The sequence below is a fragment of the Pseudomonas peli genome, from assembly GCF_050563605.1.
Classification (GTDB): Bacteria; Pseudomonadota; Gammaproteobacteria; order Pseudomonadales; family Pseudomonadaceae; genus Aquipseudomonas; species Aquipseudomonas peli_A.
Genome location: NZ_JBNXUH010000022.1, coordinates 26567 through 52920, shown reverse-complemented (window position 1 = coordinate 52920; position 26354 = coordinate 26567). Strand labels below are relative to the sequence as shown.

The window sequence follows — 26354 nt, the reverse complement described above, 5'->3', positions numbered from 1 at the left end:
GTTCTGCACCGTATCGGCGGTTTTGTTACTTCGCCGCGGGGGGGCTGGTTCTTTTAAACATCTGACGCTGCCGACGACCCCCCCCCAGGGGGGGGGTTGGGGGGGGCGGGGGCGGTTAAAAAAAAAAAAAAACAAAAAAAACTGAGTGAGAGGTTGTCGGTCAGCCCGGCGTTGCTGCTTAGCGCAGTGCCGACATCGCTGACCTGGGCCGCGCCGGTATCGATGATCTGCTGCGACTGGCCCAGCACGTTCTGCACCGTATCGGCGGTTTCGTTACTGCGCCGCGAGAGGTTGCGCACCTCGTCGGCAACCACGGCAAAGCCGCGGCCATGTTCGCCGGCGCGGGCCGCTTCGATGGCTGCGTTAAGCGCTAGCAGGTTGGTCTGTTGGGCGATGGCGCTGATCATCTGCATGGATTCGGCGATGCGCTGGTTGCTCTGCTGAATCGCTTGCATGCTGGCCTGGGCATCCTCCATGCGTTGCGCGCAGGCATTCACCTGGCTGCTGCTGTGCTGGGTGTCCTGGCTGAGCTGTTGCATGTGGTCGGTGCTGGAGGCCAGGCTGTCCAGCACTTCATGCAGGGCCAGATCCAGTTGATGCATGGCGTCGGCCTGCTGTTGCACATCGGTGTCGATGCTCTGGCAGCGCTGGCGAATGCCGCCAAGGGTCTGTTGCAGCTGACCGGCCATTTGCAGCAGGTCGCCGGCGGTGCTGCGCACTTCATCGACGATGCCGCCAAGTTGTTCCTGGTTGCGTGCGGCGCGCTGGCCGAACTCGCGGGACTCGTTGAGCGCCAGCTCGGCATCGGCCAGCGCCTGGTTGCGCAGCTGTGCGCTGTACCACTGCGCCAGCCACACGGTCAGCACCGGGAGGATAAACCCGGAGTAGGTGTTCACAGCGGCGTCACGGGGGCTTAGTTCGAATACCGGCAGGCTCGCACCGCTGCGTTCCAGGCGGATCAGCCAGAACACGAACAGTACCTGCACCAGGCTCCAGACCATGGCGCTGCGCGGGCCCGCCAGTAGGTAGGCGAAGACGATGATTACCGCCGGCCAATAGATATGCGCCGAGTGCAGGCCGCCCAGCTGGTAGATCAGCAGCATTGAGTAGCTGGCCATGCAGGCCAGCGCCATATTCGCCGCCACGGCCAGCGGCAGCACGGCGCTGCGCATGACCAGCAGCATCAGCGGCATACCCAGTACCAGCAGCAACGAGCCGTACATCAGCGCCTCGTTGCCCATGCGGCCCCATTTGATGCAGCTGTACAGGCCGATCACTACGCTGCATAAGCCGCTGAAGGCCAGGGTGCGGGCCAACAGAACGCTGGCCTGGTCGGTCAAATCATGTGGCAGGAACTGCCCAAGGAAACCCTGTCGCATGAAAACTCCAGTCAGTAGGTTGTTCAGCAGTATCGGCGTAAATGGCCGCCGGCTTGAGGGTGGAAAGTGCCAATTTGGCGGATGAAATGGCAAAGTGCCACCCTGGCCGACGACTTGTCAGTCGCGCTTTCACGCCAGCGCTTGGCGGTACTGGCCGGGCGTCTGGCCTTTCCAGCGTTTGAAGGCATGCAGAAAGTTCGACACCTCGCTGTAGCCCAGGCGTTCGGCAATCTCCTCCTGGCTCAGGCTGGCGATGGCCAGCAGCTCTTCGGCCAGAGCCTGGCGTACTTCTTCCTGCAACTGGCGAAAGCTGCTGCCCTGATCTTCCAGGCGGCGGCGCAAGGTGCGGCTGCTGATATTCAGCTCGTTGGCAATCAGCTCCATATCCGGTAGCCGGCCGGGTGTGCTCAGCAAACGATCACGAATCTGTCCGGCCAGACCGCTGCGTACCTGGCGTTTGGCGAGCAGTGCCTGGCATTGCAGCTCACAGAGTTGCGCGTTGTGTGGATTGGCGCGGGGCAGGGGCAGGTCGAGCAGATGACGGGAAAAACTGATGCGGTTCTGCGTGCAGGCAAACTCTGGCAGCAGACCAAATTGCTCAACAAAACGCGTCGGATCGGCGGGCGCTGGCATGCTCAACTGCACCCGACTGAGGGGAATCTTGGCGCCAGTGAGTTCGCGCTGAATCACCATCACCGCCACGGTGTCGCGCAGCAGGAGAAAATCGCGCACCTGGCCCGGCAAGTGGCTGCCGTCCAGCTGCAGATGCGCCTGGTTGGCGTCTTCGCACAAGGTGATGCGGTTGAAGGCAAAGGTCAGGTCCAGGTAACGCAGGCCAAGGTCGGCGGCCTGGCGGAAGGTCTGGCTGCTGAGTAGCGCATAACCCCAGATGCCGTAGGTGGTCAGCTGATAACGCAGGCCGGCCTGTAGGCCCAAGTCGTATTGCGCGGGCAGGGCGTCGATCAGGTTGCGGATCAACTGCAGTTCCTGCGGGCCTTCGATTTCACTGTGCAACTCGGCCAGCTGCAGAGGGCTGAGGCCGGTGTTGTGCAGGCAGCGTTCGACACTCAGGCCATGGTCGATGCCCAGTTGGGTGAGCAGTTGCACGCTGGTGATGCTGCGCCGTGGCAGGGTGTAGGGGACGGCCGACATGGATTTGTCCGGAAGTCACAATAAGAGTGATCGAATATGCCATAGCTATGGTGTGCTACGCGAAGGCTGCTCAGACAGTTGCCGAGGCAGCTGTGCTGTGCTTGATCTGCCAGCGGCAAAGCATTAGCGTACGCCGAAATTTGCCGCCGGCTCCCAGGGCTGGGTGCAATAGGTTTTAGCGGAGCCAGACAGTGGCAGAGGAACTCCAAGATATGCAGGAAGTAATCAAGGTTTTCGTTGGCTGCGACCCCAACGATTGCGATTTGGAGCAAATGATGGTGCTGGACTACAGCATCCGCAAACACTGCTCCTTGCCGGTCGAGATCCACTGGATGCAGCTTTCCCGTGGCTCGCAAAGCTTCTGGTATTCCAATCCTGAGCAGCAGCAAGGCTGGCGCACCGAAGCCTGGACCACGCCGTTCTCGGGCTTTCGCTGGGGTATTCCGGCCTACTGCGGCTACCAGGGCAAGGCTATTTATATGGACACGGATGTTATCGTCCTGTGCGACCTGGCTGAACTCTGGCAGCTACCTTTTGAGTCCGGCAAGGTAGTCATGGCCAAGGGTGGGCAGCAGTCCTGGCGGTTCTGCGTGTCGATGTGGGACTGCGCCGCGGCTGAAAAGCACCTGCCTCTGATCGAGGAGATCAAAGGTCGACCTGAGACCCACCAGCAGCTCAAAAAGTACTACAAGGTTAATACCGGTGTTATTCAGCCGTTTGACACCGAGTACAACAATATCGATGGCGAGAACAGCCCGATCGAGCAGATCAAGATTCTTCACTACTCGGATATGGGCACCCAGTTCTCTCACTATCTCTCGATTCCGCGTCTGGCCGGGGAAGGGCGAAAGCACTGGTTCGATGGCCAAGTCATGGCGCATCCGCGCAAAGACCTGCAGAGCCTCTTCGACCGTTACTACCAGGAAGCGCTGGACAATGGTTACAGCTTGGACAACTACCGATTGCCCGAAGCTTTTGGCGATTTCCCCAAGTTTTCGCAAAAGACCTATACCGGCAACCGCGTGACGCGGCCCAAACGCTGGTGGAAGTTCTGGTAGTCGCTGCGGACACATCCGCGCCCACTGAGTGTTGAGCGGCGTACTTTGCCATTACTGACTCGAGCTCTGTGGGTGTTCCGATTGCTCGGACATTTACCTTTAGTGCTAGAGCCTTAGCATCCGTGGTCATGGGGGCTGTCCGAAAGTCACAATCCGTTGTCCGGCTATCCCATAACCTTTATCTACCCAGGCAAGTAGCATTCTGTGCAGTCAGGCAGATGCAATTGGGGAGATAACAATGCATAACAATTCCCGTTCGACAGTACCCTTGCGCGTGCTGATTGTCGGCACCGGGTTTGGCGGCCTGGGCATGGCCATTCAGCTGCAGAAGGCCGGTATCGAGGATTTTCTGCTGCTGGAAAAAGCCGCAGAAATCGGCGGAACCTGGCGTGACAACAGCTATCCGGGGGCGGCCTGTGATGTGCCGTCGCACTTGTATTCGTTTTCCTTCGAGCCGAAAAGCGACTGGAGCCGCAAGTTCGCGCCCCAGGCGGAAATCCACGGCTACATGCTGCACTGCGTGGCTAAGTACCAGCTGCGCTCGCGCATTCGCTGCAATGCCGAGGTGGCCTCGGCCGCATTTGATGCAGCCGCGGCGCTGTGGCGGGTGACCCTGAGCAATGGCGAAGAACTCTGCGCCGAGGTGCTGATCAGCGCCTGCGGTCAGCTCAACCAGCCGGCCTATCCGGCGTTGCCGGGCATCGAGCAGTTCGCCGGTGAGGCCTTTCATTCGGCGCGCTGGCGGCATGATCTGGACCTGACCGGCAAGCACGTGGCGGTGATCGGCACTGGCGCCTCGGCGATTCAGTTTGTTCCGCAGATTCAGCCCAAGGTTGCGCAGCTGCAGCTGTTCCAGCGCTCGCCGGCCTATGTGCTGGCCAAACCGGACCGCGCCTATCGGCCGTGGGAGCTGGCAGTAATGCGCCGGCTGCCCTGGCTGCAGCGCATCGACCGTGGCCTCAAGTACCTGCAGCACGAAGTGCGCGGCCTGGCGTTTATCAGCATGCCTTGGCTGATGAAGCTGTTTCGCTTCAGCTTCGAGCGTCACCTTAATCAGCACATCAGCGATCCACAGTTGCGTACCCAGCTGCAGCCGAATTACCCCATGGGTTGCAAGCGCATCCTGATCAGCAATGATTACTTCCCGGCCCTGGCGCAGCCCAACGTGACAGTTGTCAGCGAGGCAATCAGCCGCGTCAGCGCAACGGCGATCATTACCGCCGATGGCCGCGAGCACCCCTGCGATGTGCTGATCTACGGCACCGGGTTTGCTGCCACGGATCTTCTCGCACCGATGCAGATTCTCGGCCTCGGCGGGCTGGAGCTGAGCCAGGCCTGGCGCGACGGCGCCGAAGCCTACAAGGGCATCAGCGTCAGCGGCTTTCCCAATCTGTTTATCCTTTACGGGCCGAATACCAACCTGGGACACAACTCGATCATCTATATGCTCGAAAGCCAGTTCCGTTATGTGCTCGGCTGCATCGATTTGCTGCGTCAGCAGGGCGTACGCTATGTGGATGTAAAGGCTGCGGTGCAACAGCGCTACAACCAGCAGGTGCAGGCCAGCTCACATCGAACGATATGGGAGCAGGGCTGCTCAAGCTGGTACAAAACCGCCTCCGGCAAAAGCACCAATAACTGGCCGGGCTATACCTTTACTTATCGCCTGCAGACCCGCGCACCGGAGCCCGATGACTATGAATGCACCCGTTGAATTCACCGCACCTGCGGCCGATCAGGCGTTACTGCGCAGCGTGCTGCGTACCGGCCTGCGCCTGTTGTTTCGAAGCCTGGTGCGCCCGCCGATGCCGATTGCCGGGCAGCGCGCGGTACTGCGCTTGCTGACCGCAGCCAGCCCGGCACCGCGTGGTATCAGCCGTAGCGCCGGCACCCTGGGCGGGCGGCCGTGCGAATGGCATCGTCCACAAAGCCCACGCGGTACGGTGCTGCTTTACCTGCATGGCGGCGCTTACCTGATCGGCGGGCCGAACACTCACCGAACGATCTGCGCGCACCTGGCCAAGCGCGGGCAGATGGAGGTCTGCGCCCTGGATTACCGCCTGGCGCCGGAGCATCAATACCCAGCGGCTCGCGAAGATGCGTTGGCAGCGTTTCAGGAACTGATCACGCTGGGTTACAAGCCTGAGCAGATTGTGATCGGCGGTGATTCGGCCGGCGGCAACCTGAGCCTGATCACCAGCCTGCGCTTGCGTGACCTGGGTTTGCCGCAACCGGCGGCGCTGGTGTGTTTCTCTCCGGTTACCGATTTTTCCTTCACGCAGATACATGAGCCGCCGGCGGGCGACCCACTGCTTCATCCAAAATGGGCGGCGCAGGCGTTGGCACTGTATTGCCCGGTCGGGCTGGCGCCTGACGATCCTGGTATGTCGCCGCAGTATGCTGATCTGCACGGCCTGGCCCCGCTGCTGATTCAGGTGGGCGAAGACGAAATTCTGCTCAATGACAGCCTGCGCTTTGCCGACAAGGCCAAGGCTGCCGGTGTGGATGTGCGCCTGCAGCGGTATCCGGATTTGTGGCATGTGTTCCAGGCGTATGCCGGCATGCTCAAGGCCGCCGATTTTGCCCTGGCTGAAGTGGTGAGCTTTCTGCGTGAGCGGGGCTGCTGAGTGAACAACATTCTGATTACCGGGGCCGCCTCGGGGATCGGCGCGGCCACCGCCAGGCTGTTTCATCAGTATGGTTGGCAGGTCGGTTTGCTGGATATCAACCACCAGGCGCTGGCCAAGCTGGCCCGTGAGCTGGGTAACGTCTGGCATGCCGAGTTGGATGTAAGCGACCCGGCGGCGGTCAAGGTCGCTCTGGCGGACTTCTGCGCCCTGCATGGCGGCCAGTTGCGCCTGCTGTTCAACAGCGCGGGGATTCTGCAGTGCGGGCACTTCGAGGAAATCGAACTGAGCGAGCATGCGCGCATCCTGCAGATCAATGTGCAGGGCCTGCTGAATATGACCCACGCGGCCTTTCCCTACCTGAAAGCCACGCCCGACGCCCAGGTGATCAATATGGGCTCGGCCTCAGGGCTGTATGGCGTGCCGCATCTGGCCAGCTACTCGGCCTCCAAGTTCGCTGTGCGTGGGCTGACCGAGGCGCTGGATCTGGAATGGGCCAAGCACGGCATCCGCGTCGGCGACCTGATGCCGCCGTTTGTCAGCACGCCGATGCTTAACAGCCAGCGCTTCCAGGCCCCGGTGCTGCGCCGCCTGGGCGTCAATCTTGAGGCCGAAGCCGTGGCCCAGGCCGCCTGGGCGCAAACCCGGAGCAGGGCGGTACACCGGCCGATCAGCCTGCCATTCAAGCTGCTGTACTGGTCCGGCCAGTTGACGCCGGCCTGGATTAACCGGCGCATCATGGCTTGGTTAAGCCGCGAGTAATTCCCCGGATGTATTGCTGTAACAACTTTCCCTGGGCAAAGACTGTCTGATGGGACTAGTCTGCAACTAACGCTTCTGACTTGTTCACTCTGAACAAGCCTGCGTTGACCAGTCCTGGTTTCAGGTCTGGCTTATGACATATCAAGCAGCGTGATCGCTTGATTCTCGGGCGGCACTGCAATCGGTGCCGCAACACCGCTGAGGTTCTGGCGGTAGCAATGGGAAAGCGTTTACCAGGTCGTTGCACTGCAGTATCGACACCTAGTTGGTTCTTTAGCGTCCTGTAAATTTATCCATCGCCTGAGGAGGTCACTTCATGAGCACAGCCTTGCACGATGATGTCAGTAACGGGGTTTTACGGCGGATGAAGGAGGGTGGCTTCGACTTTGCCAGCTTCCATCCCATCGAGTTCTACGCCCTTTTCCCTGATGAGGAGCGGGCCCGTATGGCGACCCGCAAATTTCGAGGTGAGTCTTTACACGCCCTGGTGACCGAGCGTGATGACGGTGTCTGGCACCTGCAAGTCAGTAAAGTAATGTTCGCGACATATCACGGCATCGATGACTTCGAGCATGACCTGGAGTCCGTCGTGGCGCCGCTTGGCGGCAAATTAGATGGGTGGGGCGTTACCCAGGAGGTAAGGCAGCCCTGAAGTCTGCACACTGGCCAGCCATAAGCTGGCCAGTGTCATTTCAACCCCCGCACACTATCCCCAGCCAATCGTCCCTCGACCCCAGCCTGCGCTTTGCTTCAGACTTGGCGCATGACCGATATCCTGATTTTTACCCACATTGATTACTGCCCGCCGGCCCACCTGGGCAAGGTGCTGGAGCAGGCTGGCCACGCATTTACGGTGCTGCGTGCCGATCTTGGCGAACTGGACGGCATCGACCTCGACCGCCCCAAGGCTGTGGCCATTATGGGTGGGCCGATGAGCGTCAACGATGCGTTGCCCTGGCTGCAGACCGAAGTGGCCGCGCTGCAGCATTTTATCCGCCGCGATATCCCGCTGATCGGCCACTGCCTGGGTGGCCAGCTTTTGGCCAAGGCCCTAGGCGCAGAAATCAGCCGCATGCCCTATACCGAAAGCGGCTGGCAGCCGCTGAACCGTCTTGATCAGGCTGTGCCCAGTCCCTGGCTGCAGCACCTGCCTGCGCAGTTCCCGATTTTTCAGTGGCATGGCGACAGCTTTGCCATTCCCGAGGGCGCGCAGCCTTTGCTGAGCAGCCCCTGGTGCAGCAACCAGGCGTTTGCCTGGGGCGACAAGCTGCTGGCCCTGCAAGGCCACCCGGAAATGGACGAAGCCCTGGTGCGCCAGTGGCTAGGTGATTGGCACCACCTGCTGGATGAAACCCAACCCAGCCAGCAGAGCAGGGCGCAGATGCTCGATGAGCTGCCGGCCAAGGTTGCCGAGCTGAACCGCGTCGCCGAAGGTTTCTATCGTCATTGGTTGCAGCTGGCCGGGCTCTGATACGCACATTCCCTGCCGCGCTTACGTAGGCGGCTGCAAACCACAGCCAACGCGCGCCTTAAAATGGCGCGCCCTGCGACTCGGCGGTCACGATTGCGCCCTGGCTTGGTGCGTTGCTAGTTGGTTAAATACTCAAGTGATTGATTTAAAGCATTTTTGTTGTGTGGCGCGGGCCTTGCAAAGCTGTCTCCATGTCCGGGTGACAAGGAGTACGGCATGGCCCGCACCTTTTATGATGAGATGTACGACGCGAGTGGCGCTGTCCGCCCGCATTACCAAGCTTTTGCCCGCTGGTTAGCGGATACCCCGGATGAACTGCTGGCCCAGCGCCGCCGTGAAGCCGACCTGCTGTTTCACCGCGCTGGTATCACCTTCACCCTGTATGGCGACGACCAGGGCACCGAGCGGCTGATTCCGTTCGACATCATCCCGCGCAGCATCCCCGCCAGCGAATGGCGCATCGTCGAACGCGGCTGCATCCAGCGGGTGCAGGCACTGAACATGTTCCTCGCCGACCTCTATCACGATCAGCGCATCATCAAGGCCGGTATCGTGCCTGCCGAGCAGGTGCTGGCCAACGAGGGTTACCAGATCGCCATGCAGGGCCTCAACCTGCACCGCGACCTCTACGCCCACATTGCCGGGGTCGACCTAGTGCGCGATGGCGATGGCAGCTACTACGTGCTGGAAGACAACCTGCGCACGCCCAGCGGCGTCAGCTACATGCTCGAAGACCGCAAGATGATGATGCGTCTGTTCCCCGAGCTGTTCGCCGCCCAGCGTGTGGCGCCGATTGATCACTATCCGAACCTGCTGCTCGACACGCTGAAATCCTCCAGCCCGCTGGATAACCCAAATGTCGTGGTGCTGACGCCGGGGCGCTTCAACAGTGCCTACTTCGAGCACGCCTTCCTCTCCCGCGAAATGGGCGTGGAGCTGGTTGAAGGCGCGGACTTGTTCGTGCGCGACGACAAACTGTTTATGCGCACCACCGCCGGGGCCAAGCAGGTGGACGTGGTTTATCGCCGCCTTGACGACGCCTTCCTCGACCCGCTGGCCTTCAACCCGGACTCCATGCTCGGTGTGCCGGGCCTGCTGGCCTGTTACCGCAGCGGCAACGTAGTGCTGGCCAACGCCATCGGCACTGGGGTGGCGGACGACAAATCCATCTATCCCTATGTCGACGACATGATCCGCTTCTACCTCAGCGAAGAGCCGATCCTGAAAAACGTGCCGACCTTCCAGTGCCGCAAACCGGCCGAACTGTCCCACGTGCTGGCCAATCTGGAACACCTGGTGGTCAAGGAAACCCAGGGCTCCGGCGGCTACGGCATGCTGGTCGGCCCGGCAGCCACCAAGGCCGAAATCGAAGACTTCCGCGCCCGCCTGATTGCCCGCCCCGAGGCCTATATCGCCCAACCGACCCTGTGCCTATCGACTTGCCCGACCTTTGTTGAGCGTGGCATCGCGCCACGCCATATCGACCTGCGGCCGTTCGTTCTATCCGGCAAGGAAACCCGCATCGTCCCCGGCGGCCTGACCCGCGTCGCGCTGCGCGAAGGCTCGCTGGTGGTCAACTCGTCCCAGGGTGGCGGCACCAAAGATACCTGGGTGGTGGAGGACTAACCATGCTTTCAAGAACTGCCTCTGATCTGTACTGGATGTCGCGCTACCTGGAGCGCGCGGAAAACCTCGCGCGCATGCTTGAAGTCAGCTATTCGCTGTCGCTGATGCCGCAGGACGGGCGTGGCGATGGCCTGGAAGAACTGGCCCTGCCGCTGCTGATTACCGGCACCCTGGACGATTACCTGGAGCGCCATGGCCCGCTGCATGCCGAGCGCATGTTGCACTTCTTCGCCCTTGATGCGACCAATCCGGCGAGCATCTACTGCTGCCTGCAGGCCGCGCGCAGCAACGCCCACGCCGTACGCGGGCGGATCACCGCCGACATGTGGGAAAACATCAACGCCACCTGGCTGGAAATCCACGGCATCGCGCAGCAAGGCCTGAGCCGCTACGGCATCAGCCGTTTCTGCGAATGGGTCAAGGAGCGCTCGCACCTGTTCCGTGGCGCCACCTTCGGCACCATCATGCGCGGCGACCCGTACCGCTTTATCCGCCTGGGCACCTTTATCGAGCGCGCCGACAACACTCTGCGCCTGCTCGATGCGCGCTATGAAATGCTCGGCGAAGACATCGACGAAGTCGATGGCCGCCCGGCGCGCAGCTACTACCAGTGGACCGCGCTTTTGCGTGCACTGTCCTCGTTCGAGGCCTTTGCCGAGATCTACCGCGGCTCGCCCGGTACGCGCAAAGTTTCCGAACTGCTGCTGCTACGTGCCGACGTGCCGCGTTCGTTGCGCGCCTGCATGGACGAACTCAGCCTGATGCTCGCCAGCCTGCCCGGCGACAACGGCCGCCCGGCCCAGCGCCTGGCCGCCGAACTGGAAGCGCGACTGCGCTACACCAGCATCGAAGAAGTACTCGACGAGGGCCTGCACGCCTGGCTCACCGATTTCATCCTGCTGGTTCGCCAGCTGGGCCAAGCCATCCAAAGTTCCTACCTGGAGGTCGCATGAGACTGTCCATCAGCCACGACACCACCTATCACTATGAAGATCAGGTGCGTACCAGCATCCAGTACCTGCGCATGACTCCGCACGACAGCGAGCGCCAGCAGGTGCTCAGCTGGGAGTTGACCCTGCCGCGCCCGGTGCGCGCCCAGCTCGACCCCTACGGCAATATCCTGCATGTGCTGACCATGGATGAGCCGCACGAATCCATCGTCATCGGCGCCCGTGGCCAGGTGGAAATCGACGAAGCGCGCGAAGCCGAACACGAAAGCCAGTCGGCGTTGCCGTTTTTGCGCTTTACCCGCCTGACCGAAGCCGACGAAGCCTTGCGTGAATTCGCCAAACTGCAAAGCCGCAGCCGCCCGGACCGCAGCGGCTTGATCGACCTGATGCATGCGTTGAATGCGCATATCCGTTACCAGCCGGGCAGCACAGCTGTGGAAACCAGCGCCAGTGAAGCCTTCGCCGGCGGCAAGGGCGTTTGCCAGGATCACGCTCACGCCTTCCTGGCCTGCGCGCGCAGCCTGGGCGTTCCAGCGCGTTATGTGTCGGGTTATCTGTTTACCGACAGCGAAGACCACCTGGCCAGCCACGCCTGGGCCGAAGCCTGGTTGGACGACGCCTGGTACAGCTTTGATGTGACCAACTGTTTGGCCAAACCGGAGCGGCATTTGAAGTTGGCCGTGGGCCTGGATTATCTGGATGCTTGCCCGGTACGCGGTATGCGTCGGGGTGGTGGCATCGAGCAGATGCATGCTCAGGTGGAGGTTGCACCGCTGGTGCGGGTGCAACAGCAGTAGGGGCGCTGCGCTGGCTTCGTAGGGTGGGTTAGTGGCGCGGATCCGAGATTGATTGTGCAACTCGGAGCTTGAGCGCCATGTAACCCACCAAGCGGTTATAGGCTCTAGTTTTGGTTTCGCCCCTTACGGGCGAGTCCCTTTTGGCAATTGCCCCAAAAGGAACCAAAAGGTCTAGCCCCGACATCCGGCCCTGCCTGCGGCAGGGTTCGTGAACAGAATCATTGCTCCGAGGGTCGGCGTACAAGGGCCGTCCTGGCCCTTTACGCCTTTCGCCGCATCCATGCGGCTCAACCCTCTACACAACGATTCTGTTCACCCTCCTGAAGGGGCGTTTGGCGTCGTCTGCGCATTTTGCGTGGGTTAACCAAAAGCAACGTCCGCGTGGCCATTTGTAGGGTGGAAAACCGCGAAGCGTTTTCCACCACGGCAATTTGATGGGTATCGCGTTGCTCAATCCATCCTACGAGTTGTTACACATTATCATCGGGGGCTTGCTCCATGTTCTGGCTTATTTAAGTTGTATTGCCGAGTGAGATTTTATAACTGCTGTAATGTCCGGGCGATATGGGGTTACAGTTTCGTCAAAGAATTTTTGCACGAATGGTGCAACCCAATATTGAGAACCTTCCTCCGGTTGCATCCCACATTCAAGAGCATCTATGTAGTCCCCTGATATCATGTAGTGATTGTTTATGAAGAAGACATAGCTGATATGGAGTATGACGAGATCTCGAATGTCATTCGACAGTCGAGTGATCCATTTTTCTCGGCTATTCAGGTGAATTTGGTTATCGTTGAGCATTACATGTTTATAGAAATTGTAGTGCGTGTTGTCGTTGCATCTATTTCGTAATTCTTTGTATCGGTCGTCTGAATAAAATGCATTGCTTATGGGTTGAACATCCTCAGTCTCTCTTATGTACTTAGATAGTACTCGATATTCCGGCAGTGTCTCTTTTCCACGAAGCCAGTTGTTTATTTTTTCGATTATGAGTTTTTCAGGGCTGCAATTTTTTCGAAGATATAGGTTTGTGTAAATATTTATTATTGCGGAGTCATGGTATTTTCGTAGCAGTGCGTACGCATCGTTAATTCGACCTGCTTTTAGAGTTAGTGATATGGATTCCAGTGTTCCCTGCATCGACGAATAGACATAGGTATCTATGCTGCATATCGCATTAGTGCCCATGCTTGGAAAGCTGAATATAGAAATTGATAATTGATCGTAAAACTCCATGAGTTTCTGTAAGTCGGTAAACACATGATGCTCTTGATAAGATTTATCCGTAACTTTCATTTTTCGCGCCTAGGTCTTGATCAGTGCCATGGTTATATTGCCTCTGCATGAAAATACATACTGGATAAGTATCTATAGGGCATGTTTCCTCCCCACCATATGCCGCAAATACTCAACCAATTCCCCCAATTCCTTATCACTCAACACCTCAACCGAAAACCCCGGCATCTTGCCCTGTGGCCAGCGCCGCAAGCTCTGCGGATCGCGGATATAGCGGGTGAGAAAATCGCCGCTGAAATACTCGGTAGGGTTATGCGGAATATTCAGATCGGGTCCGAATTGCGAGTCGCCTGCGCCATTTAAGCGATGACAGGCCATGCAGTTCTTCTGGTATTGGGCAAAACCTGCCTGCACCGCCGGGCTGGCGTCGGCCGCTGGCAGCAGTTGCGGGAAGCGCTGCGCTACTGGGGCCAATTTACGGATGGTGGCCAGTTGGAACGGCCATTGCTCCGGGCCGATCTGGCTGGCGGCTGGGTTTTGCCAGACCAGGTAGAACGGCCCGGCGCTGGGTTTGCCGTTGCCTAGGGCGGGCCAGGGCTCTGCCGGGTCTTCGATGGCCAGCCAAGCCCGACTGCCGGTTTGGTTGAGCGCGGGTGCGGCGGAGAGTTCGGCAGCAAAGCCGTCGCTGGCGACCAGTTGCAGGTGATCGCCCGGCTGCACGCCTTCCAGCAGCGCGGCCAACGGCACGGCGCGGTAGCGCATGCTGCGTTTGTAGCTGACGTCGTCGCTGATCTCGACGCTTTGCGCCTGCGGGTGGGCGAGCAGTTGGGCGCTGCTCAGGCGCTGGCTGCCGTTGCCCAGTTCCAGGGTCAGTTCGGCGGCGTGCAGGTGGCTGAAGGGTAAGAGGACGAGCAGGGCGATACCGAGAGTGCGCTTGTTCAATCCTGCGACTCCAGGGCGAGTTTCAGTTCGTCATAGCCGCCGGCGTTGATCAGGTTGCTGTAGCCCATGGCGCGCAGGTTTTCTTCGGCGATGCCAGAACGGCGGCCGCTGCGGCAGTAGAGGATGATCGGCGTGTCTTTATCCGGGGCGAGGGCTCTGATGCGGCTGGTGATCTGTTCGTGCTCGATCTGCTCGGCTCCGGGCAATGCGCCTGCGGCGAATTCATCGGCGGTGCGTACATCGATCAGCACGCTTTCCGGTGATTGCAGGGCGACAACGGCGGCGCTGAGTTCGGCTTCGCCGGCCAGCAGAGGCAGGCTGACCAGCAGGCTGAGGGTGGCAAATAGGGTGCGCATGGTGTGCTCCTTAGGGTGATTGAAATCACCCTAGCACAGGCGCCAGCTTTCAAGCGGTTGCGGGGTTGTGCTGCCGCTGCCGTGCGCACTCCACGGTGGCAGGCAGGGCAGGAAATCAGGGGTTTAGCTGACCAAACGGGTCAGGTTGGGAAGAATCAGAATGACTGTGGTGGCAAACACGATCATGCCTGCCTGACGCATTTTCACTGGATTGAACATGGCGGTTGGCCTTGTTGTTTTTTGCGGGTGGTCGTCGCTGTCCTGCGTAATGTGCGGATGCGACGCCACGCCTCGTGTTGATCATTCAAGCCGTCCCGGCAAAACCCGGCGACGACGCCTACAGCAGCCGACCTGCGCTCTATTTGCCGGTGGCTTGATTCAACTGTAGGGGCGCGCAGCGTCTGGCTATAGACGCCTTGATTACTAAGGTGTGCCGGCTAGTTGCCAGCGGTTATGACGCGGACCCGGTTATTGGCAAGCGGGCCTTGAGCTAGACGCGCTTGTTAGCCTTCGCCCAGTGATTGACCGTTTGTCTGAGCTGAGCGGTCAATAGGCCTGAGCACTTCGGTCATTGAGACTGCTCCGGTGCGGCGTATGGTAGGCCCACTCAACAAAAACAGGCGTGGGCCCACCTGCGCCGCCAGCCACCCTCCATTGGAGGTCTGAGGACGCCATGACCGAAGCATTTATTTTCGATGCAGTGCGCACGCCCCGCGGTAAGGGCAAGAAGGACGGCGCGCTGTACAGCGTCAAGCCTGTCGACCTGATCGCCGGCCTGCTCAAGGCGCTGCAAGCGCGTAATAACCTGGACACCAGCCAGGTCGATGACATCGTGCTCGGCTGTGTAACGCCAGTGGGTGATCAGGGCGCGGACATTGCCAAGACCGCTGCCATGGTTGCCGATTGGGATGTCAGCGTATCGGGTGTACAGCTCAACCGTTTCTGCGCCTCGGGCCTGGAAGCGGTGAACATGGGCGCGATGAAGGTGCGTTCCGGTTTCGAGGATCTGGTGGTGGTCGGCGGCGTCGAGTCGATGTCGCGCATTCCCATGGGTTCCGACGGTGGTGCCTGGGTGATGGATCCGGCGACCAATATGCACACCCATTTCACCCCGCAGGGCATCGGCGCCGATTTGATTGCCACCCTGGAAGGCTTCAGCCGCACGGACGTCGACAGCTTCGCCCTGCGTTCGCAGCAGAAAGCCGCTCGCGCCAGCAAGGACGGCTCGTTCAATAAATCGCTGATTCCGGTGGCCGACCAGAACGGCATCGTGCTGCTTGATCACGACGAATTTATCCGTGGCGAATCCACCCTCGAAGGCCTGGGCAAACTCAAACCGAGCTTCGAGATGATGGGGCAGATGGGTTTCGACAGCACCGCGCTGCGCGTCTACAGCAATGTCGAGCAGATCAACCACGTGCACACCCCAGGCAACAGCTCCGGCATCGTTGACGGTTCGGCCTTGATGCTGATCGGCAGCGCTGAGAAGGGCAAGGAACTGGGCTTGAAGCCGCGTGCGCGCATCGTCGCCACTGCCGTGACCAGTACCGACCCGACCATCATGCTCACCGGCCCGGCGCCGGCTACACGCAAGGCCCTGGCCAAGGCTGGGCTGAACGTCAATGACATCGACCTGTTCGAAGTCAATGAAGCGTTCGCTTCGGTGGTGATGAAGTTTATGAAGGACATGGGCGTCAGCGAGGACAAGGTCAACGTCAACGGCGGCTCCATTGCCATGGGCCACCCGCTGGGTGCGACCGGTTGCGCCATCCTCGGCACCCTGCTCGACGAGCTGGAGAAGCGCCAACTGCGCTACGGCTTGGCCACCCTCTGTGTGGGTGGCGGTATGGGCATTGCCACGATTATTGAAAGAGTTTGAGGCGGAGATAAGAAAAATGACTGACGCCATCCGTTACGAAAAAGGCCAGGACAATATCGTCGTTCTGACCATGGACATGCCCGGCCAGAGTGCCAACACCATGAACGCGGTATACCGCGAGGCCATGGGCAAAATCGTCGACCGCCTGGAAGCCGAGAAGGATTCCATTGCCGGTGTGATCGTTACTTCGGCGAAGAAGACGTTCTTCGCCGGCGGTGATCTGAACGAGCTGATCAAGGTCACCAAGGCCGACGCGCCGGCCTTCTACCAGATGATCCTCAATATCAAGGGCCAGCTGCGCCGCCTGGAGTGCCTCGGCAAACCGGTGGTGGCTGCGATCAATGGCGCGGCCCTGGGCGGCGGCTGGGAAATTGCCCTGGCCTGCCATCACCGTATCGCCCTGGACAGCTCCAGCACCCAGCTCGGCCTACCGGAAGTGACCCTCGGCTTGCTGCCAGGTGGTGGCGGGGTGGTGCGTATGGTGCGCCTGCTCGGTCTGGAAAAAGCCCTGCCGTATCTGGCTGAAGGCAAGAAGGTCCGTCCGGATGCCGCGCTCAAGGCTGGCTTGATCCACGAACTGGCTTCCGACAAGGATGACCTACTGGCCAAGGCCCGCGCCTGGATCGCCGCCAACCCGGCGCCCAAGCAGCCTTGGGATATAGCCGGTTACAAGATCCCCGGAGGCACGCCGTCGAGCCCGAATGTGGCGCAGATGCTGGCCATCGCGCCGAGCGTATTGCGTGATAAAACCAAGGGCTGCTTCCCAGCGCCGGAGAAGATCATGTGCGCCGCCGTCGAGGGCGCCCAGGTCGACTTCGACACCGCGCAGATCATCGAAGCGCGCTACTTCACCGAGCTGACCACCGGCCAGGTGGCGAAGAACATGATTGGCACCTTCTGGTTCCAGCTCAATGAAATCAACGCCGGCGGCTCGCGTCCGCAAGGCTTCGCGCCCTACGTGACCAAGAAGATCGGCGTGCTCGGTGCCGGCATGATGGGCGCCGGTATTGCCTATGTGTCGGCCGTCGCCGGTATCGACGTGGTGCTCAAGGACATCTCCATCGAGGCCGCCGAGAAGGGCAAGGATTACTCGGCCAAGCTGCTGGAGAAGAAAGTCGGCCGTGGCCAGATGAGCGCCGACAAGCGCGATGGCATTCTGGCGCGGATCAAAACTACTGTTAGCGATGCCGATTTCGAAGGTTGCGACCTGATTATCGAAGCGGTATTCGAGGATCGTGATCTCAAGGCCAATGTCACCGCCGCTGCCGAACGGGCTGCGTTGAGTGATGCGGTGATTGCCTCCAACACCTCGACCCTGCCGATCACCGGCCTGGCCAACGCGGTGCAGAAGCAGGACAAGTTTATCGGCCTGCATTTCTTCAGCCCGGTGGACAAGATGCCGCTGGTGGAAATCATCAAAGGCGAGCACACCAGCGACGAGACCCTGGCGCGCGGCTTTGACTACGTCATGCAGATCAAGAAGACCCCGATTGTGGTCAACGACAGCCGTGGCTTCTTCACCTCGCGGGTATTCGGCACCTTCACCAACGAAGGTCTGGCCATGCTGGGCGAAGGCGTGAGCGCGGCGATGATCGAGAACGAAGCGCGCAAGGCCGGCATGCCGGTTGGCCCGCTGGCGATCAGCGACGAGGTGTCGATGAGCCTGATGAACCATATTCGTCAGCAGACCATCAAGGACCTCGCCGCCGAGGGTAAATCCATCCCCGAGCACCCGGCGTTTGCGGTGATCGACATGATGCTCAACGAGTACAAGCGGCCGGGCAAGGCAGCTGGTGCGGGTTTCTACGATTACCCGGCAGGCGGCAAGAAGCACCTGTGGCCGGAGCTCAAGGCGCGCTTTGAGAAGCGCGATGCGCAGATCTCGCAGATCGACGTGCGTGATCGCATCCTGTTTATCCAGGCCATCGAAACCGTGCGCTGCGTGGAAGAAGGTGTGCTCAAGTCGGTAGCGGACGCCAATATCGGCTCGATCATGGGCATCGGCTTTGCCGCCTGGAGCGGCGGCGCGCTGCAGTTTATCAACCAGTACGGGGTGAAGGACTTCGTCGCCCGCGCCCAGTACCTGGCTGAGCAGTACGGTGAGCGCTTCCTTCCGCCAGCGCTGCTGCTGGAGAAGGCGGCGAAGAACCAGAGCTTCTAACGCCGTCGCGTTAAGGCTGATGTTCTGAAAACCGGCTCCTTGCGAGCCGGTTTTTTATGGCCTGTAGTTTATGGAAGACCAGCCTATTTATGACTACAGCACTAGACTGCTCAACGGCCACGCCGGTGTGGCGCAAGGGAGGTGTTATGAACGTTAGGATAAGCAGTGCTCTGGCAATCAGCCTGGGGTTATTGGCCGCGCCGGTGTGGGCGGATGACTGCGCCAATGCCATGGATCAGTTCACCCTCAACCAGTGCGCGGCGGCGGAGTACGCCACTCAGGACAAGCGCCTGAATCAGCTGTACGGCGATTACCGCAAGCGTCTGGATGATGGGCAGAAGCAGCAACTCAAGGACGTGCAGCTGGCCTGGATCAAATTCCGTGACCTGGCCTGCGCGTTCGAGTCGGCTTCGGTGGAGGGCGGTTCGGCCTATCCGATGGTGCTTAACGGCTGCCTGACTCAAAAGACCGCCGCACGGGTCAAGGAGCTGGAGCAGCTGGTCGTATGTGAAGAAGGCGACCTAAGCTGCCCGATGCCAGCGCAGTAGCGGTCAGCAGGCCTGACGGCCGCAGACCAGCTGCTGGATAGCCTGACGCTCGCTCAGGTGAGTGGGCATGCGCAGGGTGGTCAGAGTTCCATCGCTGAGCTGGATGGCCAGCTCGGATTCGAAGTGGATGCCACTGTCGTCGACAGTGGCGTAGGTCACGCCATAGACGTTCTGGTTGCTCAGCGATTGGGCGATGCTCATGGCGTTCTCCTGATTGCGGGGTGCAGTTATTTACCGGCGTTCTGGTCGGCCTTGAGTTGTGCAGCTTGCACTTTTTCGGTTTGGCGCTGGCTACTCGCACTGTGGCTGCTGGTAAAGGCTGATGCGGCAAGCAGGCTGGCGATGGCGGAAAAACTGGTCATGGTGATGTCCTCTGGTAAGTGGGGCGCAGTGCCCGATGGCCAGATCATCTGCGCGTGCCGCTATCGACAGAAGTGAATGGTGCTTATGGTGACTATCGAGGGCGCTGATGGGCCCCGGGTAATTGGTCGGGTTTAGCCCGTAGCTATTGCCTTGCAGCCTGTCAGCAGGCACGCTTGCGCGCTGGAAAAACAACCCTCCTGCGCCCTAGGTAACCGCCCATATGCCGCTGCAGATCTGCATCCTGGAAACCGATGTTCTTCGCCCTGAATTGGTCGACCAATACGACAGTTATGGCCGTATGTTCGAGCAGTTGTTCGCCCGTCAGCCAATTGCTGCCGAATTCAAGGTGTACAACGTGATGGAGGGGCATTACCCGCCGGACAGCGAGCGCTACGATGCCTATCTGGTGACGGGCAGCAAGGCGGATTCCTTCGGTAGCGACGCCTGGATTCAGACGCTGAAAACCTACCTGCTGGAGCGCTACAACCGCGGCGACAAGCTGCTCGGTGTGTGTTTCGGCCATCAGTTGTTGGCGCTGCTGCTGGGCGGCAAGGCTGAGCGCGCGGTGCAGGGTTGGGGGGTGGGCATTCATCAGTACCGCATGGCGAGCAAACCGACCTGGATGAGCCCTGATCTGGAAGACCTGACCCTGCTGATCAGCCACCAGGATCAGGTCACCCAACTGCCGGAAAACGCCACATTGCTGGCCAGCAGCGAGTTCTGCCCGATCGCCTCCTACTGCATCGGTGATCAGGTGCTGTGCTTCCAGGGCCACCCCGAGTTTGTGCATGACTACTCGCGCGCGCTGCTCGACCTGCGTCAGCAGCATATCGGTGAGCCTGCCTACTCCAAGGGCGTAGACAGTTTGCAGCGCGATCATCAGGGCCACACCGTGGCCGAGTGGATGATGCGTTTTGTCGCCCATGGCCGTGCCGGCCTGGCTGAGTAACACGCGCCTTCACGAAAAAGCCCGGTCAGTGACCGGGCTTTTTTATGGCGTGCCATCCATGGCCGCCCCCTGCGGGCCGCCGCTACGCGACGCTAAACATCGCTCTATAGCCAGCCGGAACGCTTGAAGCTGGCGTAGAGCCCGACGCAGCCGGTGGTGATCAAGCCGAGCACGCCGAAGTAGCCGTACTGCCAGGCGAGCTCGGGCATGTTCTGAAAGTTCATCCCGTAGATCCCGGCCACCGCCGTGGGGAAGGCCAGGATCGCTGCCCAGGCGGCGAACTTGCGTTGGGTGACGCTTTGCCGTGAGGACTCCAGCAGCAGGCCGATTTCGATGGCGTGGTCGGCCATCTCGCGCAGGCCGGTGAGGTCTTCCAGCAGGCGGTTGACGTGGATCGCCACGTCGCGGAAGTAGGGGCGCATGTTCTTGTCGATAAACGGAAAGTCGAGGCGCTGCAGCTCTTTGCAGATTTCTGCCAGCGGCCCGATATAACGACGCAACCGCAGCAGGTCGCGACGCAGGCCCTGGATGCGCTCGACATCGGCCTGGCTCAGTGGGTTTTTCAGCACGTGCTGTTCCACTTCTTCAAGCTCGACGTGGTAGTTGTCCATCAGCGGACGGTAGTTCTCGATCACGAAGCTGAGCAGAGCGTAGAGCACGAAATCTTCGCCGTGCTCAAGCAACAGCGGACGCGCCTCGCAGCGTTGGCGCACCTGGGAGTAGGGCGCGGATTCGCCGTAACGGGCGCTGATGATGTAACCGCTGCCGGCAAACAGCTGGGTTTCGACAAAGGTCAGCTCGTCGTTAACCAGGATGGGCGAGTAGAGCACCAGAAACAGCGCATCGCCGAAGGTTTCCAGCTTGGGCCGGGTGTGCCGCTGCAGGGCGTCTTCCAGGGCCAGTTCATGCAGGTCGAATTGTTGTTGCAGGCTGATCAGCTCCTCGGAGCAGGGATCATGCAGGCCGATCCAGACGAAATGCCCCGGTTTCTTCGACCATGGTTTGCCTTCGTCGAGGCTGATATTCGTGACTTTCTTGCCGTTGCTGTAAACGGCGGCGGCAACAACGCGACCCATGGTGTTTCCTTATTATCGGTGACCTCAGCACGCAGCTTAGCGGCTTGCTCGCCGCTGGTGTGACTGAACGGCTGCTGCGCAGGTTGCATCAGGCAATAAAAAGCCCAGCGCGTGGCTGGGCTTTTGGCCGTTGCGGGTTGCGTCAGGCGCTTTGGCTGAGCTGTTGATCCATGGCATCGATGGACTGCTGCATTTGCGTGCGACAGGTTTCGATCAGCTGCGGCAGGTCATCCTGGCTCAGGCCTGCGGTGGGGATGGCCGGCAGCGAGCGGATCATGATCTCGCCGCTGTTCCAGCGGTTGAGCTGGATATGGTTGACGTAGGTGCTGACGCACACCGGGATGATCGGCACGCCGGCGGCAATCGCCATCTGGAACGCGCCTTTCTTGAAGGGCAGTAGACCCTTGCCGAGGTTGCGCGTGCCTTCGGGGAACACCCAGATCGAAGTGTCTTTATGCTTTAGCGTATCGGTGGTGGTCAGCATGGCCTGCTTGGCGCGAATCGCATTGCCACGGTCGAGCAGCACGTTGCCGGCCAGCCAGTACAGCTGGCCGAAGAATGGCACCCACTTCAGGCTCTTCTTGCCGATGCTCACGGTGCGCTTGGGCACCACGCGGCCGAGCACGTAGAGGTCGTAGTTGGATTGGTGGTTGGCGATGATCACGCAGGAGTATTGGTGTTCCAGGCTGTGCACATCGGTCTTCAGCTTCCAGCGCAACAGCCACTGCGCGGGGATGCTGTAGAGGCGGGCGCACAGACGGCTGTTGTCTGGGTTGAACGGGCGGCAGATGCCAAGCAACAGGCCGAGGATGCCAGCGAGGATAAAGTGCACGCCCATCGCCAGCATGCGCAGAAGAAAAAGCATTTGGTACGCCCGTCATAGGAAAAAGGCGCGCAGTGTACGGGCGTGCACTGCTTTCGGCAATTGATGCTGATCAGAGGTCGTTACCGCTTGTTGCGTCCTCGCCAGAGCCGCTATCGGTGGCAGGCAGCAGGTCAATCGAACTGTAGCGCTGGGCCAGGCGGGCGATGCTGCCATCCTGCTCAAGGGCTAGCAGGGCCTGATCCAGCTGTTGCATAAAGTCCTGTTTGTAGGGGTATGCCTGTTCATTGATGCGGGTATAGCCCAGATGACCGTGCTCGCTGGACAGCTTCGGCCCCTCAGTCAGCCAGCTCAGCCCACTGCTGGAAAACAGGCCTTCGTTGCGCATCTGCTGCAGTTCCCAGAGGATCGACAGGCGATCATTGATAAACACATCGATGCGCTTGCGCCTGAGTTGCAGCAAGTTGGTGCGGTTGTCCGTGGCGTAGCTCTGTTTGACCTCGCCAGCCGCGAGCATGGTCTTGTAACTCGGCGCGGCGATGATATTGAAGCCTCGGTTGAGGCCGATGCGCAGGCCCGCATAGGCGGCCGGGAAATCCTCGATGGTGCGTTGTTGCGCCAGCTCGGAACGCACGAAGGCCACCACGCTTTCTTCCAGAATCGGCCGCGAGTAATCCATCCACGGGCGTTCCACGGGGCGATGGTAGGGCGGGAACAGGGCAAAGGCTGTGCCTTTTTCCAGCGCCGCCAACCCGCGTGGCCAGGGCACCGGACGGATACTCACGCGATAGTCCGGCATGTGGGTGAAGGCCGCACGTAGGATGTCGCTGTACAGGCCTTTGGCTTCGCCGTTTTCGGCGTAGCTGTAGGGCGGATAACTGGCGTCACACAGCACCGTAACACTGATGGGCGTTTGCGCCTGGGCGATGCCATGCATGGCCAGGCACAGTAGCCACGCTACGAGTATGCGCATGCCCAATCTCCTTATCGGTTGGCGCAGGCTGCACGCGTAGGTGCAGCCAGATGTATGGGAACTCAGACCTTGAAACGCCCGAGCAGATGATCCTGCTGGCCGACCTGTTCGACCATTACGGCGCACTGGCGCACCTGTTCTTCGGCGCCCGCGGCCACCTCATGGCTGATGTCGCGAATATTGGTGGTGTTGCGGTTGATCTCCTCGGTGGTGGCGCTCTGCTGCTCGGCGGCGGTGGCGATTTGCAGGTTCATGTCGTTGATACGGGTGATGGCATCGCTGATGCGCCCAAGCATATCGTTGGCCGCGCCGGCTTCTTCGGCGGTCTTGCTGGCGGTATCGCGGCTCTGCTGCATGCGCGACTCGGCCTGCTTCACCCCGGATTGCAGCTGATCGATCATCTGGCGGATTTCCTGGGTCGACTGCTGGGTGCGCGAGGCCAGTGAGCGTACCTCATCGGCAACCACGGCAAAACCCCGGCCGGACTCACCGGCGCGCGCTGCCTCGATGGCTGCGTTGAGGGCGAGCAGGTTGGTCTGGTCGGCAATGCTGGTGATCACCGAGAGGATCGACTCGATGTTGTGGCTGAGCTTGGCCAGCTCGTTGATCGCGTGGCTGGTTTCGTCCATTTCCTCGGCGAGGTGCTTGATTGCCTCGGTGGAGCGCGAAACCACGCGCACGCCATTCTCGGTTTCCTGATTGGCCGCCAGCGCTGCCTGCGCCGCAGCCTGTGCGTTGCGCGCGACTTCCTCTGCGGTGGACGCCATTTCCTGCATGGCGGTGGCCAGCTGATCGAGCTCCTGCAGCTGTTGCTGCAAACGATTAGCGGCCTGGTTGGCTTCGCTGGAGGTCAGGGTGGTGCTTTCGCGCACTTGCCTGGAGCTGCCCATAACCTCGCTGATCAGGCTCTGCAGGCTTTGCAGGAAGCTGTTGAATTCTTTGGAAACCAGGGCAATTTCATCGTTGCCGGCGGCAGGCAAGCGGCGGGTCAGATCGCCTTCACCGCTGTTCACCTCATGCAGGGAGTTGTGCAGGTGATCAAGGGGCTTGAGCAGGCTGTTCATCAGCACGCCCAGCACGATCAGGCTGATGATCACTCCCAGCACGGTGCCGATCACAGCGCGCCAGCTCAGGGCGTTGGCTTCGGCCATGACGATGCTCTTGTCCAGCACCACGCCGATATACCAATCCATGCCTTTGAGATTGGGCAGTGGGGTGAAGGACACCAGCAGGTCCTTGTCGCCGCCATTGGTTTCCTGCAGCTCCTTGTTCAGGGCTGGGCTCTGGCCTTCGAATAGTTCGCTGTAGCTTTTGCCGTTCAGTTCTGTGTTGGGGTGGGAAATGATATTGCCGTTGCGCGTGAGCAGAAAGGCGTAGCCGGCGCCGTTGAAGTCCAGCGTGTTGACCGCGTCGGCGACGGTTTTCAGGCGAATGTCGCCACCCAGCACGCCGAGAAATTCGCCAGCATTGGTGATGCGGGTAACGGCGGAAATCAGGATTTCCCCGGTGGTGGAATCCACATAGGGTTCGGTGAGTACCGCCTGGCTGCCGGCTTTACCGGTGGCGTACCAGGGGCGTTGACGGCCATCCCAATCCGGTTTTGGCTGCCACTCATCGGTGTTCTTGATCGGCTTGCCATCGCTTTGCAGGGTGCCAAACACCAGGATGAACTCGTTTTTCAGCATGGGGCTGTTGACGATGCGCTGGGTTTCTTCGGGGCTGTAGTTGCTGTCGATGCTTTGCGACATCAGATCCATCAGCTTGAGTTTGGCGTTAAGCCAGTTCTCGATCTGCCGCGCCAGTGCGTTACTCGACTCTGCGATGCTCGCCGCCACCTGGTTCTGCAGGGTTTCGCGAACTTGGCTGACTTGCGCCAGTGACAGCAGGCTGGTGGTAAGGAACAGCACGATGGCCGCGGCCAGACCAACCTTGTGGGCAATCTTCATAACACGCTCCCGGCGGCAATTTCGAATAGATCGTTGGGCGCCTCTGCTCCTTGGCTCTACCTGTTAAAAGTAATACAGCCTGGCCAGATTGCTTGCGGGCTCGCCACTGTTTTGCCATTAAATGCAAAAGCCCGGCACATGGGCCGGGCTTTGCGGTGTTGCGGGGTGTGTTTACACCATGTGCTTCTTGTCCAGCTCGACTGCTTGGTCGAGGGCTTCGAGCAGCGCCTTGCGTACTTTCAACTTGGTGTTCTTGTGCGCGGTCATGTTGATCTTCTTCATCTGCTGGGCAACCGCCAGGGCAGTGGCGTGCAGTTGCTCGGCCGGCACCACCTTGTCGAGGAAGCCTGCATCCACCGCGCCTTGCGGGTCGAACATCTCGCCGTTGATTACCGAACGGTGGAAGGCCGATTTGCGCAGGCGGTCACGGGCCAATTCGATGCCGGCGTGGTGCATGGTCATGCCGATCTGTACTTCGTTGAGGCCGATGCTGAACGGACCTTCGACGCCGATGCGGTAGTCGGACGAGAGCAGGATAAAGGCACCCTTGGCCACCGCATGGCCCGGGCAGGCGACGATGATCGGGAAGGGGTGGGCGAGCATGCGGCGCGCCAGGGTGGAGCCGGAAGCCACCAGATCGATCGCATTCTGCGGGCCGGAAGTCATCACCTTGAGGTCGTAGCCGCCCGAAAGAATGCCCGGCTGGCCGGTGATGATAACGATGGCCTTGTCCTCCGCGGCGCGATCCAGAGCCGCATTGAAAGCGGTGATCACGTCCGGGGAGATGGCATTCACCTTGCCATTACACAGGGTCAGGGTGGCAATGCCATCGTTGAGTTGGTAGCTGATCAGGTCGCTCATGGTCGGGTTCCTTGTGCTGAAGTGCAGCAGACGTTACTCATCCGCATCGGCCAGGTAAAGCACGATGGCTGACTGGCTGGTCAGCGATGGTGGGCTGCTCGGGCTATGGAGGCGATCAAGATCGCCAATTGGGCTGCACAGCTTGCTTGCACTTAAGGTCGCCACCCTATTAGGAGTGACCGACATGCCTGGTTTAATCAGACTCATCAGCTTCTGGCGCGCTGCATTGGCCTTGTTGCTGATGGTTGGCTTGCTCTGGCTCGCGAGTGACCAACACAGCCAAAGCCCTGCGGGTGTGCTGGGGCTGTTCGGCTTCGGCCTGTTTATCTCGCTGGGCTTTATCCTGTTCGGCCAGCAGCGATTCGAGCCGAGCACGGCGAATACCTCGGCCGAAGACCAGCATCTGGCATAAGCGCAT

The 26354-nt window shown here is 60.2% G+C and carries 25 protein-coding genes and 1 pseudogene; 14 read left to right on the top strand and 12 right to left on the bottom strand.

Annotated elements, in window-relative coordinates; genetic code table 11:
- Positions 1–53 precede the first annotated feature (53 nt).
- Both ACQ4LH_RS18800 and ACQ4LH_RS18795 read right to left on the bottom strand, forming a co-directional pair.
- Positions 54–476 (bottom strand): methyl-accepting chemotaxis protein, encoded by a 423-nt coding sequence (locus tag ACQ4LH_RS18800; protein WP_430698592.1) that lies wholly within the window; start codon positions 474–476, stop codon positions 54–56.
- 1032 nt (positions 477–1508) lie between these two features.
- Positions 1509–2531: an AraC family transcriptional regulator gene (locus tag ACQ4LH_RS18795; protein ID WP_430698591.1), complete on the bottom strand. Its 1023-nt coding sequence runs from the start codon at positions 2529–2531 to the stop codon at positions 1509–1511.
- A gap of 212 nt (positions 2532–2743) precedes the next feature.
- On the opposite strand from ACQ4LH_RS18795, the gene ACQ4LH_RS18790 reads away from it, so the two are divergent.
- From ACQ4LH_RS18790 to ACQ4LH_RS18750, 9 genes are all read left to right on the top strand, one after another.
- On the top strand, positions 2744–3589 hold the full coding sequence (locus tag ACQ4LH_RS18790; protein ID WP_430698590.1) for a glycosyltransferase: 846 nt from the start codon (positions 2744–2746) through the stop codon (positions 3587–3589).
- Between the two features lie 238 nt (positions 3590–3827).
- The gene (locus ACQ4LH_RS18785) at positions 3828–5303 is read left to right on the top strand and encodes a flavin-containing monooxygenase (RefSeq protein WP_430698589.1); all 1476 of its coding nucleotides are present in this window, start codon (positions 3828–3830) and stop codon (positions 5301–5303) included.
- Positions 5287–6216 (top strand): alpha/beta hydrolase, encoded by a 930-nt coding sequence (locus tag ACQ4LH_RS18780; protein ID WP_430698588.1) that lies wholly within the window; start codon positions 5287–5289, stop codon positions 6214–6216. Before ACQ4LH_RS18785 ends, ACQ4LH_RS18780 begins: the two co-directional genes overlap by 17 nt.
- A complete protein-coding gene (locus tag ACQ4LH_RS18775; protein WP_430698587.1) occupies positions 6217–6978 on the top strand; it encodes an SDR family oxidoreductase in 762 nt (253 codons plus the stop codon).
- A gap of 316 nt (positions 6979–7294) precedes the next feature.
- Positions 7295–7630, top strand: a complete 336-nt coding sequence (locus tag ACQ4LH_RS18770) for a ribonuclease E inhibitor RraB (RefSeq protein WP_108490342.1) — start codon at positions 7295–7297, stop codon at positions 7628–7630.
- A gap of 111 nt (positions 7631–7741) precedes the next feature.
- Positions 7742–8449 (top strand): type 1 glutamine amidotransferase, encoded by a 708-nt coding sequence (locus ACQ4LH_RS18765; RefSeq protein WP_430698586.1) that lies wholly within the window; start codon positions 7742–7744, stop codon positions 8447–8449.
- A gap of 216 nt (positions 8450–8665) precedes the next feature.
- Complete coding sequence (locus ACQ4LH_RS18760; protein ID WP_311088449.1) at positions 8666–10075, top strand: circularly permuted type 2 ATP-grasp protein; 1410 nt, start codon at positions 8666–8668, stop codon at positions 10073–10075.
- A gap of 2 nt (positions 10076–10077) precedes the next feature.
- Positions 10078–11028 (top strand): alpha-E domain-containing protein, encoded by a 951-nt coding sequence (locus tag ACQ4LH_RS18755; RefSeq protein WP_160084806.1) that lies wholly within the window; start codon positions 10078–10080, stop codon positions 11026–11028.
- Entirely contained in the window at positions 11025–11822 is a 798-nt protein-coding gene (locus ACQ4LH_RS18750; RefSeq protein ID WP_167140970.1) for a transglutaminase family protein, read from the top strand. The genes ACQ4LH_RS18755 and ACQ4LH_RS18750 overlap by 4 nt, the downstream gene beginning before the upstream one ends.
- 1369 nt (positions 11823–13191) lie before the next feature.
- On the opposite strand, the gene ACQ4LH_RS18745 is transcribed toward ACQ4LH_RS18750, so the two are convergent.
- Together ACQ4LH_RS18745 and ACQ4LH_RS18740 are read right to left on the bottom strand one after the other, a co-directional pair.
- Positions 13192–14001, bottom strand: a complete 810-nt coding sequence (locus ACQ4LH_RS18745) for a c-type cytochrome (protein WP_430698585.1) — start codon at positions 13999–14001, stop codon at positions 13192–13194.
- Positions 13998–14357 carry a rhodanese-like domain-containing protein gene (locus ACQ4LH_RS18740; RefSeq protein WP_430698584.1) on the bottom strand — a complete coding sequence of 120 codons (360 nt, stop codon included), beginning with the start codon at positions 14355–14357 and terminating at the stop codon, positions 13998–14000. The genes ACQ4LH_RS18745 and ACQ4LH_RS18740 overlap by 4 nt, the downstream gene beginning before the upstream one ends.
- Before the next feature lie 673 nt (positions 14358–15030).
- Here ACQ4LH_RS18740 and ACQ4LH_RS18735 point away from each other — a divergent pair.
- From ACQ4LH_RS18735 to ACQ4LH_RS18725, 3 genes are all read left to right on the top strand, one after another.
- Entirely contained in the window at positions 15031–16236 is a 1206-nt protein-coding gene (locus ACQ4LH_RS18735) for an acetyl-CoA C-acetyltransferase (protein ID WP_430698583.1), read from the top strand.
- A 16-nt stretch (positions 16237–16252) separates the two neighbouring features.
- Positions 16253–18397: a 3-hydroxyacyl-CoA dehydrogenase NAD-binding domain-containing protein gene (locus ACQ4LH_RS18730; RefSeq protein WP_430698582.1), complete on the top strand. Its 2145-nt coding sequence runs from the start codon at positions 16253–16255 to the stop codon at positions 18395–18397.
- A 146-nt stretch (positions 18398–18543) separates the two neighbouring features.
- Positions 18544–18945, top strand: coding sequence for a lysozyme inhibitor LprI family protein (locus tag ACQ4LH_RS18725; RefSeq protein WP_430698581.1), 402 nt, complete (start codon positions 18544–18546; stop codon positions 18943–18945).
- 3 nt (positions 18946–18948) lie between these two features.
- On the opposite strand, the gene ptrC is transcribed toward ACQ4LH_RS18725, so the two are convergent.
- Together ptrC and ACQ4LH_RS18715 are read right to left on the bottom strand one after the other, a co-directional pair.
- Entirely contained in the window at positions 18949–19146 is a 198-nt protein-coding gene (gene ptrC, locus ACQ4LH_RS18720; RefSeq protein WP_160084800.1) for a type III secretion system co-regulatory protein PtrC, read from the bottom strand.
- 26 nt (positions 19147–19172) lie between these two features.
- On the bottom strand, positions 19173–19307 hold the full coding sequence (locus tag ACQ4LH_RS18715; protein ID WP_430698580.1) for a hypothetical protein: 135 nt from the start codon (positions 19305–19307) through the stop codon (positions 19173–19175).
- A gap of 221 nt (positions 19308–19528) precedes the next feature.
- Between ACQ4LH_RS18715 and ACQ4LH_RS18710 the strand changes: the two genes are divergently transcribed.
- Positions 19529–20257 (top strand): amidotransferase, encoded by a 729-nt coding sequence (locus tag ACQ4LH_RS18710; protein ID WP_430698579.1) that lies wholly within the window; start codon positions 19529–19531, stop codon positions 20255–20257.
- A 104-nt stretch (positions 20258–20361) separates the two neighbouring features.
- Here the strand turns inward: ACQ4LH_RS18710 and ACQ4LH_RS18705 are convergent, their stop codons facing one another.
- The 6 genes and pseudogenes from ACQ4LH_RS18705 to ACQ4LH_RS18680 all read right to left on the bottom strand — a co-directional run bounded on the left by ACQ4LH_RS18705 (position 20362) and on the right by ACQ4LH_RS18680 (position 25936).
- Positions 20362–21333 carry a magnesium and cobalt transport protein CorA gene (locus ACQ4LH_RS18705; protein WP_275963593.1) on the bottom strand — a complete coding sequence of 324 codons (972 nt, stop codon included), beginning with the start codon at positions 21331–21333 and terminating at the stop codon, positions 20362–20364.
- 142 nt (positions 21334–21475) lie between these two features.
- Positions 21476–22198, bottom strand: a complete 723-nt coding sequence (locus tag ACQ4LH_RS18700; RefSeq protein ID WP_430698578.1) for a 1-acylglycerol-3-phosphate O-acyltransferase — start codon at positions 22196–22198, stop codon at positions 21476–21478.
- A 70-nt stretch (positions 22199–22268) separates the two neighbouring features.
- The gene (locus ACQ4LH_RS18695; protein ID WP_430698577.1) at positions 22269–23129 is read right to left on the bottom strand and encodes a substrate-binding periplasmic protein; all 861 of its coding nucleotides are present in this window, start codon (positions 23127–23129) and stop codon (positions 22269–22271) included.
- A gap of 62 nt (positions 23130–23191) precedes the next feature.
- Positions 23192–24019, bottom strand: a complete 828-nt coding sequence (locus ACQ4LH_RS18690) for a methyl-accepting chemotaxis protein (protein WP_370692738.1) — start codon at positions 24017–24019, stop codon at positions 23192–23194.
- 30 nt (positions 24020–24049) lie between these two features.
- Positions 24050–25075: pseudogene (locus ACQ4LH_RS18685) on the bottom strand (cache domain-containing protein); the annotation flags it as partial.
- A gap of 171 nt (positions 25076–25246) precedes the next feature.
- The gene (locus ACQ4LH_RS18680) at positions 25247–25936 is read right to left on the bottom strand and encodes a crotonase/enoyl-CoA hydratase family protein (RefSeq protein ID WP_430698576.1); all 690 of its coding nucleotides are present in this window, start codon (positions 25934–25936) and stop codon (positions 25247–25249) included.
- Between the two features lie 64 nt (positions 25937–26000).
- Here ACQ4LH_RS18680 and ACQ4LH_RS18675 point away from each other — a divergent pair, with 64 nt between their 5' ends.
- Positions 26001–26348, top strand: coding sequence for a hypothetical protein (locus ACQ4LH_RS18675; protein WP_430698575.1), 348 nt, complete (start codon positions 26001–26003; stop codon positions 26346–26348).
- Positions 26349–26354 lie beyond the last annotated feature (6 nt).